The sequence below is a fragment of the Mycobacterium sp. 1245499.0 genome (assembly GCF_001673615.1).
Lineage (GTDB): Bacteria > Actinomycetota > Actinomycetes > Mycobacteriales > Mycobacteriaceae > Mycobacterium > Mycobacterium europaeum_A.
Genome location: NZ_LZMG01000381.1, coordinates 1 through 9,650 on the forward strand (window position 1 = coordinate 1; position 9,650 = coordinate 9,650).

The window sequence follows — 9,650 nt, forward strand, 5'->3', positions numbered from 1 at the left end:
AACGGGCTGTCGCACCTCATCATTCGCGTATGCGGGCTGAACGAAACCGGTGGCTTCGGCCGAAACGCCGACAACGCCGCGGCGTAAATCGCGCCCACCGACCGCGGCCCGGACGCTAGGGTGCCAGGCATGCCGGTCGCACCGAATGCCTCGAGGTTTGTCCGCCGATCGATCGCCGCGGTCGCGGCCGGCCTGACCATCGCCGCGTTGTCGGCGTTTCGGCCGAAGCCACCGGTTTCGTTCAGCCCGCATACGCGAATGATGAGGTGCGACAGCCCGTTTGACATGAGCACCATGACGATGAGCAGGACGATTATCAGCACCAGCGGCAGGTCCAGGACCAAAGTCAGCCACAGCAGGGCGGGCGTTGCGACCGGCCCCACCAGGAAGCCCACGCCCAGGGCGGTCAATCGCACTGCGCCGGGAAGGGTTTGGTGTGCCCGCATGCTAGGTGAGCCGAACCGGAGAGTCGATTAGTCCCCGCATCAAGGTGCTGCTTGGTTAGTGCTGGCCGACCAGGCTGACGTTGTGTTGCTCATAGCCCGATATTGCGTGCAGCTGCTCGTGCGTATCCAGGGCGTAGGTCTCCTGGTTGTGCCGCACCCAGGCTCGGCCACGCCTGGGCAGAGCCGTCTCGTGCGCCGCGGGCAAACCCGGGCGGGCGGCACAGAGGTCTCATATGAGTTCATATATGGCCTCAAATATGTGTGCACACAACGACTTTCATATGGATTGCAAAAGTCGCAGCATTCCAGATCAGCTAAGTGAACAGTTTTCGTCCCGGCCGTGAATTAGCGCCTCTGGGGCTGTCATCTCGAGACACGACTGACCTAACGTGGCCAGGCGTCCGACTCGGCACCTGGACGAGTGCCCGAGAACTATTGATGTGAAAGGTTTTTGAGAAGTCATGTCTTTTTTGATGGCGCAGCCGGAAATACTGGATGCGGCTTCCCGCGAGCTGAACCGGATCAATGCGGCCGTGCGGGAGGGAAGTTCGGCGGTGGCGGTTCCCACGACCAGTGTGGCTCCCGCCGCGGCCGACGCGGTATCGATATTGACCGCGCAACAGTTCTCCCGGCACGGCCAGCTGTTCCAGGAAATCAGCGCGCAGGCCGCGGTGATTCGTGAGCAGCTGGCGACGATGCTCGGCATCAGCGCCGGTTCGTACGCCGCCACGGAGATCGCCAACACCGCCGCGGTCGGTTAGGCGAGCTCGCGATGCTCGATTTTGCGCAGTTGCCGCCCGAGATCAACTCCGCGTTGATGTACTCGGGACCCGGCTCAGGTCCGCTGCTGGCGGCCGCGGCGGCCTGGGACGGCCTGGCCGCCGAGCTGCACTCCGCGGCTTCCGCCTACGCGGCGGTGATCGCGGGCCTCACGGACGGACCTTGGCAGGGGCCGGCCGCCGCGTCCATGCTGACGGCGGTACTTCCGCAGGTGGCGTGGTTGCGCGACACGGTCGATCGCGCCGAACACGTTGCCGCTCAGGCGGTAGCGGCGGCGGGCGCTTACGAGGCGGCGTTCGCCGAGACGGTGCCACCGCCGGTGATCGCGGCGAACCGGGCGTTGCTGACGGAGTTGCTGGCGACGAACTTCCTCGGCCAGAACATCCCGGCCATTGCGGCCACCGAGGCCCAATACGGTGAGATGTGGGCGCAAGACGCCGCCGCGATGTACGGGTACGCCGGAGCGTCGGCCGCCGCGTCGACGTTGCCACCGTTCGAGCCGGCCGAACCCGCGACCAACCCGGCCGGCGCGGCCTCTCAGGCCGCGGCGGTGGCCCAGGCAACGACCAATCCCACCGGGACCGCCGGTCAGGCCGCGGCGGTGGCCCAAGCAACGAACAATCCCGCGTTCTCCCTGGGCGGGATCAGCCTCAACCCCGAAGGTGATGGCCTGGTGGTGAGCGGCCCGTTGGGTGATCTGTTGGAGGGCCTGACCGGATCGCAAACGTTGGATGCCAGCACGCCGTTCGACGCGTTCATCCGGTTGATTTCGCCGACGCGGCTTTTCACCACCTCGTTCAAAGACATCCAGAGCCTCGCGCAGGGCTTCATGCCGGCCGCGAAGTCCGCGGCCGAGGGGGCCGCCAAAGCCGCGGAAGCGGTTGTCCCCGCGGCCGTTTCGGGCGCGGGGCTGGGCTCGATGGGCGCGATCGGCGGAGCAGTCGGCAAGGCGGCGTCGGTCGGTGGATTGTCGGTCCCGGCGGCCTGGGCGAGCGCGGCCCCGTCGACGCCCTCGGTCGCCGTGGCGCTCAATGGCGCCACCGCCGCGGGGGCCGTTGAACGTGCCACCAATGCGGTGGGTGGCGTGCCGATGGTTCCCACCGGCGGGGCCGGGCGCGGCACCGCGGCCCACCTTGTGGCGCCCCGATACGGCTTCAAGCCCACCGTCATCGCACAACCCCCGGCGGGCGGCTGATCTGAAGTCGAAAAGCTTGGGATGAATCAGAAGGGCGGGTCGTCCGGTAAGGGTTGCAGCGTTGGCTCGTCGGGCACCCAATCGCTCGGCAGTTCCTCCGGTTCTCGGGGATCGTTCACCCAGGTGCAGAACGGGCTGGTGCTGGGCGTGCCCTTGAACAGCAACAGCATGTCGCGCATGTGGTTTCGGAACTTGCGCGACGCGATTTCGTCGGCTCGGGCCCGTGCTAGCCGCGATCGAGCTTCATTGATCGGCCGGGTCTCGCGGTTGTGCTTGCGAGCGTGTGCAATTCGCGCGCTTCGCTGCTGTGACAGGCTGCGCCTCCTGGGCGCGGGCGCGGCGCATGCCGGACCACGCGGCTGTGGGAACAGGTCGGCCCCGGTGGGCGAGGTCCGGTAAATGCGGCCGCTCGGCGACGTCCACACCACGGTGCCGTCGGCAAGTTGCTCGTCACGCCAGCCGCCGAAGGTTTTGAGTCGATGATGTTGGCGGCACAGGCATTTCAGATTTTCCCCGGTGGTCCGGCCGCCCGCCGTCGGATCTTGGTGGTTGAAGGGGACGGTGTGGTCGAGGTCGCACGCCATTGCCGGCCGGCTGCATCCCGGGAACCGGCAGGTGAGGTCGCGGCACCGGACGGCCCGCTCCAATGCGGCGGACGGTTGATAACGCAGTGCCTCGACCGGACTGGTCAGCGGATTGGCGATGAGCATCGATGCGGCGGCGGCCAATTGGCGTACCTGCTCGGCGTCGATGACGCCGTAGCCCTCCAGATAACCGGGCAAGGCGCCGTCGGCGTTCACGGTCTCTTCGCTGGCCACTACGTTGATGACCACCCGCGCCCCGGTCCGATCGGCATCAGCATCGTGAGCGCCCGCACGGGCCGGACACTCCGGTTGCTCGCAGGCGCAAGTCAATCCGCGGCCCTCGCTCAATGCCGCCAGCGCGTCGGCCCGGCGCTGATCGAATGTCCGGGGGTCGGCCGCACACACCTGCTTGGCGAGCTGTGCGAGCCGGCGGTCGAAGGCGGCCGCCGCGGTCGCGGCGACCGAGCCGTAGATCTCGGCCATCCCGTCCCCTTTGGCACGGATTGCGACGTGGCGGTCGTCCTCGGCGGCGAGGCGGCGCTCACGGGCCGCGTCGGGATCGCAGGCGCGCACGGCGGCGTCTACCGCGTTGACGATCCGCTGCCGCGACCAGCCATGCCAGTTGCCGATGCGGCCGGCCAGCGATAGGTCGAGCTTGGCCAGTGCTTGCCCGTCGGTGACCAGGTCGGTGCGGGTGATGATCAATCGCACTGTGCGCCAATCCGTTCGGCCTTCGGCCAGCAGGGCCGCGACCCTGGGCAGCCTGATGTCGAGCGCCTCCGCATATGACACCAGGTAGCCGGCTCCCGCGGGCGAGAGGTTCATCGCGGCTGCGACCTCGGCGGCGGTCTGCTCGAAGCCGTCGATCTCCGCGTATTCCCGGTCCGGCCGCGCGGCGGTGGCCACCCGGTGGCGAAGCAACGCCGCCACCGCCGCCAGGCGACGGGCCACCAGCATCGATTCCTCCCGATGGGTGGACTCGATCACCTCCACCAACGCGGCGGGGTCCGTCGGTAACTCGAACATACGTTCGATTATAGCCGGGCCCCCGACAAGCCTTAGGGCGTGACGAGAATCTTGCAGTGCCGCTCGGGGTCGGCCAGGTCGTCGAACGCCGCGCCCACCCCGTCGAGGCCGACCTCGCCGGTGATCAGCGGGCTGACGTCGATGTCGCCCTCGGCCAGGGCGCGCAGCGAATCGGCGAACTCGTCGGGGGTGTAGGCGAGCACGAATTGCACGTTGATCTCTTTGGCGATCGCGAAGAACGGGTGCACGGTGTCGGGTTGCATGCACACGCCGGCCACCACCAGGCGGGTACCGGGCCGCGCCCGCAGCATCACGTCGTCGATAATGCCGGGCACACCGACCGCCTCGAACACCACCGCGGGCTTGACGGTGTCGAAGGGTGAACCCTGCGCCGGATCCAGCGTCTGGTGGGCGCCCATCGCGGTGGCCAGCTCGCGCCGCTTGGGCGAAAAGTCCGACGCCACAATGGTTTCGACGTCTTTGGCCCGCAGCGCGGCGATGATGGCTATCCCGATCGGGCCGCAGCCGAGGACCAGGGCCGTCTCACCGGGCGCGATGTTGGACTTGTTGACCGCGTGCAGCCCCACCGCCATCGGCTCGGTGAGCGCGGCGTGCTTGAGGTCCAGCCCGTTGGGGATCGGCAGCAGCAGCGGCGCCGAGAGCAGCATCCGTTCGGCGTAGCCGCCGATGGTGCTGTTGCTGTAGACGATCGGTTCGACGCCCTTGGCGGACAACAGCACCGGCAATGACGTCACCACGGTGCCCGGCGGATGGGTCTCGGTGTCGGGCCCGGCTTCGAGTATTTCGGCGCTGAACTCGTGACCCATGAAGATGTCGTGGCTCAGGTCCACGTGCATGCCGCCCGTGCCGCCGGCCACCCGGTCGCTCATTTCCAGCACTTGGGCGCCGTGGGCGGCGAAATGCAGGTCGGAGCCGCAGATTCCGCAGGCCCGCACGCCGACCAGTACCTGACCGGTCTCCGGTATCGGGTCGGGCACGTCGTCCCGATAGACCATGCGGCCGTCCCGCAACACTGCCGCGCGCATCAGTGCACCGCGTCTTTCTGCTCGTCGACGTGTTCGGTGATGGCCTTGACCACGGCCTCGCCCGCCCGGCCGATCAACTGGTCACGCTTGGCCTTCGCCCAGTCGTGTGACGACCGCGACGCCTCGAGCTGTCGTTTGAAATGCGGAATCACCTTGCGCGCCATCAGGTCATAGCTGTGGTACGTCGCCTGCGGCGATGCCCAGTCGTGGCCGAGCATCAGCAGCGTGCCGAAGCCGCCGGAGCGGTCGAGCAGGTCCTTGATGTGAGCGATGGCGTCCTCCGGGGTGCCGATGCAGCAGTTGCCCTTGGCCGCGTAGTCGGCGACGAACTCGTGCGGCGTCTGGGTGCCTTCTACGCTGTTGGCCAGCGGCACGAATCCGGCGGCGCCGAAGTAGTTCGCGAAATCCTGTAACCCGTAGGTGCAGTCGTCGATGGCCTGCTCGCGGCTGTCCGCGATGTGCATGATGCTCAGGACGCGCCAGTCGGCGCGGTCCGGCTCGTCCCGGCCGGCCTTCGCGGCCTGTTCGCGGACCACGTCCCAGGTGGTCTCCAGCGCCGCGTAGCCGCCGGGCACCGACATCGACAGCGACAGCAGCGAAGTGCCGAGCGCGCCGGCCAGCCGCGGTCCCGACGGCGAAATCATTGCGGCCGTAGATATTTCGGGGTAGGGCCAGGTGTAGGGCCGGATGTGCAATTGCGCGTCGCGCAGGGTGAACCAGTCCGAGTGCCGGTCGATGCGTTCGGTGGGTGCCGCGCGGAACAGCGCCAGGATCGCCTCAAGCGACTCCTGCATCATCCGGCGCTGCTCGATCGGGTCGATGCCCATCATGTAGGCGTCCGAGGGCAGGGCGCCCGGCCCGGTCCCGAACATCACCCGGCCGCGAGTCAGGTGGTCCAGCAGCACCCAGCGATCGGCCACCATGAGCGGATGGTGGTAGGGCAGCGACACCACGCCGGTGCCCAGCCGGATGTGTTTGGTCCGCTCGGCAGCCGCGGCGATGAACACCTCCGGGCAGGCGATCAGTTCGTAGCCGCCGGAATGGTGCTCGCCGAACCAGGCCTCGTCGAAACCGAGGCGGTCCAGCGCGACGACCCGTTCCATGTCGTATTCCAGTGCCACCGTGGGAGATTGGCCGACGGGGTGAAACGGCGTGATAAACACTCCAAAACGCAGGGGCGCGCTCATTGCAGCTCCAATCCGTTGAGGAATTCCAGCAAGGCCGCATTCACCTCGTCGGGGCGCTCCTGCTGCAGCCAATGCCCGGCGCCATCGATCATCACCTCTCGGTACGGACCGGAGATCGCGTCGGCCGCGCGGTCGGTGCTGGTGAAGGACAGAACGGGATCGGCCGTCCCGCCGATGAACAAGCACGGGACCGGGATCTTCACCCCGTCGAGTTCGGGGGTGGTCTCCCAGTTGCGGTCGAAATTGCGATACCAGTTCAGTCCGCCCGTGAAGCCGGTGCGGGAGAACTCGGCGATGTAGTGGTCCAGTTCGTCCTGGGTTATCCAGTCCGGCAGTCCGTCCGGCTCGGGAAGGCGGTCGACGAAGCCTTCCGGACCGGGGGTGGCCATCCGCACCAGCGCATCCTTGCCGTCGGTCCGCAGGCTGCCGATCATGCGACGGATCACCCGGGCGGGATCGGCGTTCAATTCGGCGTCGGCGACACCGGGCTCCTGGAAGTACAGGATGTAGAAGAAGTTCTCGCCGAACATCTTGCGCCACGCCTTCGTCGGCGCCACGTGCGGGCGTGGCGTCACCGGCACGCTCAGCGCGGCGACGGCCGCCACCCGATCCGGATGCAGCAGCGGGGCGTTCCACACCACGGCGGCGCCCCAGTCGTGCCCGACCCACACGGCGCGCTGCGCGCCGACGTCGTCGAGTAGGCCGACCAGATCGGCCGTCAAGTGATGGATGTCGTAGGCGTCGACGCCGTCCGGACGATCCGAACCGCCGTAGCCGCGCTGATCGGGTGCCAGCACGTGATAGCCGGCATCGGCGAGGACGGATATCTGGTGGCGCCAGGAGTAGGCCAGTTCGGGGAAGCCGTGCGCCAGGAGCACCACCGGTGCGCCACGTTCGCCCGCTTCGATCACCCGTAGCCGCACACCATTGGTATCTACTAACCGTTCGGTTGGGGGCACCGTCCCACCAAAGCACAATGGTTGCTGGCTGAGAAGGCCCCGAACCGGTTCGGGTTAGCCGAATAGCGGCCCGACGGGCCGAAAGCCGGGAATACTCGACTCGATGCGACTCGACCATGTGGTGCTCTGGACGAAAAGCCCGCCGATCTCGATGGACTTCTACACCCGCGTGGTCGGGCTCGAGCCCGTCCGGTTCGACGAATTCGAGGCCGGCGTGGCGCCGTTTCCGAGCGTGCGGATCTGCGCGGACTCGATCATCGACCTGATGCCGGCCGAAAGCGTCTCGGCCACCGAGGCTCTGACCCGCATCGAGGGCAGCGCCGGGCACCCGGTCAACCACGTCTGCCTGGCGCTGTCGAAGGCCGAATACGACGCGCTGGACCGGCGACTGCAGGCCGCGGGCGTGGATACCGGCGCGCGGCTGAACCAGAGCTTCGGCGCCCGGGGCTGGGCGCCGCAGGGGTACTACTTCGCCGATCCGGACGGCAACGTCGTCGAGGCCCGCTACTACGAGTAGTCGGGAACTGCCGGTCGTTAACTGAGCAGGACGGCGGAGACCCGCGGCGCCCCGGCTCTGCCGGAGCTGGCGATCTCCGCTAGCGGTAGCCTGGACTTTTCCAGCTGCGTGTATATCGGGGAAGGACCTGGCCGGCAAGGCCGATGATTGATGAACCGGAAAAACGTGATTCGCACCATCACGGCAATCGCTGTCGTGGTGCTGCTCGGTTGGTCGTTCTTCTACTTCAGCGACGACACCCGCGGCTATAAGCCCGTCGACACCTCCGTGGCGATGTCCCAGATCAACGGCGACAACGTCAAGAGCGCGCAGATCGACGACCGCGAACAGCAACTGCGATTGACCCTGAAGAAGGGCAATGGCGACACCGACAATTCGGACAAGGTCATCACCAAGTTCCCGAGCGGCTACGCGGTGGACCTGTTCAACGCGCTGAGCGCCAAGAACGCCAAGGTCAGCACCGTCGTCAACCAGGGCAGCATCCTGGGCGAGTTGCTGGTCTACGTGCTGCCGCTGCTGCTGCTGGTCGGGCTGTTCGTGATGTTCTCCCGCATGCAGGGCGGCGCCCGGATGGGCTTCGGATTCGGCAAGTCGCGCGCCAAACAGCTCTCCAAGGACATGCCCAAGACCACCTTCGCCGACGTCGCCGGCGTCGACGAGGCGGTCGAGGAGCTCTACGAGATCAAGGACTTCCTGCAGAACCCCGGCCGCTACCAGGCGCTGGGCGCCAAGATCCCCAAGGGCGTGCTGCTTTATGGTCCGCCGGGAACCGGTAAGACGCTGCTGGCCCGCGCGGTGGCCGGGGAGGCCGGGGTTCCGTTCTTCACGATCTCGGGCTCCGACTTCGTCGAAATGTTCGTCGGCGTCGGCGCGTCCCGCGTGCGTGACCTGTTCGAGCAGGCCAAGCAGAACAATCCGTGCATCATCTTCGTCGACGAGATCGACGCGGTGGGCCGCCAGCGCGGCGCGGGCCTGGGCGGCGGCCACGACGAGCGCGAGCAGACGCTGAACCAGTTGCTGGTCGAGATGGACGGGTTCGACCCGCGCGCGGGCGTCATCCTGATCGCGGCCACCAACAGGCCCGACATCCTGGACCCCGCGTTGCTGCGTCCCGGCCGCTTCGACCGGCAGATCCCGGTCTCCAACCCGGACCTGGCGGGCCGCAAAGCGGTGCTGGAAGTGCACTCCAAGGGCAAGCCGATCGGCCCGGACGCCGACCTCGCCGGGCTGGCCAAGCGCACGGTCGGCATGACCGGCGCCGACCTGGCCAACGTGATCAACGAGGCCGCGCTGCTCACCGCCCGCGAGAACGGCACCGTCATCACCAGCGCCGCGCTGGAGGAGGCGGTCGACCGGGTGATCGGTGGGCCGCGCCGCAAGGGCCGCATCATCAGCGAGCAGGAAAAGAAGATCACCGCCTACCACGAGGGCGGGCACACGCTGGCCGCCTGGGCGATGCCCGACATCGAGCCGATCTACAAGGTGACCATCCTGGCTCGTGGGCGCACCGGCGGTCACGCGGTGGCGGTACCGGAGGAAGACAAGGGCCTGCGGACCCGCTCGGAGATGATCGCTCAGCTGGTGTTCGCGATGGGCGGGCGCGCCGCCGAGGAGCTGGTCTTCCGGGAGCCGACGACCGGTGCGGTGTCCGACATCGAGCAGGCGACCAAGATCGCCCGCGCGATGGTCACCGAATTCGGGATGAGCTCCAAACTGGGTGCGGTCAAATACGGTTCGGAGCACGGCGACCCGTTCCTGGGCCGCACCATGGGAACTCAGGCGGACTATTCACACGAGGTCGCCCGCGATATCGACGACGAGATCCGCAAGTTGATCGAGGCCGCCCACACCGAGGCGTGGGAGATCCTCACCGAATACCGCGACATTCTCGACATTTTGGCGGGCCAGCT

9 protein-coding genes are annotated in these 9,650 nt (G+C 67.5%); 4 read left to right on the top strand and 5 right to left on the bottom strand.

Translation table 11 applies throughout. The features are described 5' to 3' along the window. Positions 1-446: hypothetical protein (locus A5646_RS30145; protein WP_067024569.1), on the bottom strand; the 446-nt coding region annotated here is incomplete at its 3' end. 461 nt (positions 447-907) lie between these two features. Here A5646_RS30145 and A5646_RS23545 point away from each other — a divergent pair. Continuing rightward, positions 908-1,207, top strand: a complete 300-nt coding sequence (locus tag A5646_RS23545; RefSeq protein ID WP_066867248.1) for a PE family protein — start codon at positions 908-910, stop codon at positions 1,205-1,207. Between the two features lie 11 nt (positions 1,208-1,218). After that, positions 1,219-2,421 carry a PPE family protein gene (locus A5646_RS23550; RefSeq protein WP_067024572.1) on the top strand — a complete coding sequence of 401 codons (1,203 nt, stop codon included), beginning with the start codon at positions 1,219-1,221 and terminating at the stop codon, positions 2,419-2,421. A 26-nt stretch (positions 2,422-2,447) separates the two neighbouring features. Here the strand turns inward: A5646_RS23550 and A5646_RS23555 are convergent, their stop codons facing one another. Genes A5646_RS23555 through A5646_RS23570 form a run of 4 tightly spaced genes read right to left on the bottom strand, consistent with a single transcriptional unit; the run spans position 2,448 to position 7,223 of the window. Then, positions 2,448-4,031, bottom strand: a complete 1,584-nt coding sequence (locus A5646_RS23555; protein ID WP_067024575.1) for an HNH endonuclease signature motif containing protein — start codon at positions 4,029-4,031, stop codon at positions 2,448-2,450. A 32-nt stretch (positions 4,032-4,063) separates the two neighbouring features. After that, entirely contained in the window at positions 4,064-5,077 is a 1,014-nt protein-coding gene (locus A5646_RS23560; protein WP_067024577.1) for a zinc-binding dehydrogenase, read from the bottom strand. Then, positions 5,077-6,264, bottom strand: coding sequence for an LLM class flavin-dependent oxidoreductase (locus tag A5646_RS23565; RefSeq protein WP_067024579.1), 1,188 nt, complete (start codon positions 6,262-6,264; stop codon positions 5,077-5,079). The genes A5646_RS23560 and A5646_RS23565 overlap by 1 nt, the downstream gene beginning before the upstream one ends. After that, entirely contained in the window at positions 6,261-7,223 is a 963-nt protein-coding gene (locus A5646_RS23570) for an alpha/beta fold hydrolase (RefSeq protein ID WP_197505269.1), read from the bottom strand. The genes A5646_RS23565 and A5646_RS23570 overlap by 4 nt, the downstream gene beginning before the upstream one ends. A gap of 103 nt (positions 7,224-7,326) precedes the next feature. Here A5646_RS23570 and A5646_RS23575 point away from each other — a divergent pair, with 103 nt between their 5' ends. After that, positions 7,327-7,740, top strand: a complete 414-nt coding sequence (locus tag A5646_RS23575; RefSeq protein WP_067024583.1) for a VOC family protein — start codon at positions 7,327-7,329, stop codon at positions 7,738-7,740. Between the two features lie 150 nt (positions 7,741-7,890). Next, positions 7,891-9,650, top strand: a 1,760-nt coding sequence (gene ftsH, locus A5646_RS23580) for an ATP-dependent zinc metalloprotease FtsH (RefSeq protein ID WP_066867262.1), incomplete at its 3' end; no start/stop codon positions are given.

Bases quoted from the DNA above. Each gene is read 5' to 3' on its own strand.
- A5646_RS23545 (WP_066867248.1), top strand. From the start codon at position 908: ATGTCTTTTTTGATGGCGCAGCCGGAAATACTGGATGCGGCTTCCCGC.
- A5646_RS23555 (WP_067024575.1), bottom strand. From the start codon at position 4,031: ATGTTCGAGTTACCGACGGACCCCGCCGCGTTGGTGGAGGTGATCGAG.
- A5646_RS23575 (WP_067024583.1), top strand. From the start codon at position 7,327: ATGCGACTCGACCATGTGGTGCTCTGGACGAAAAGCCCGCCGATCTCG.
- A5646_RS23565 (WP_067024579.1), bottom strand. From the start codon at position 6,264: ATGAGCGCGCCCCTGCGTTTTGGAGTGTTTATCACGCCGTTTCACCCC.
- A5646_RS23550 (WP_067024572.1), top strand. From the start codon at position 1,219: ATGCTCGATTTTGCGCAGTTGCCGCCCGAGATCAACTCCGCGTTGATG.
- A5646_RS23560 (WP_067024577.1), bottom strand. From the start codon at position 5,077: ATGCGCGCGGCAGTGTTGCGGGACGGCCGCATGGTCTATCGGGACGAC.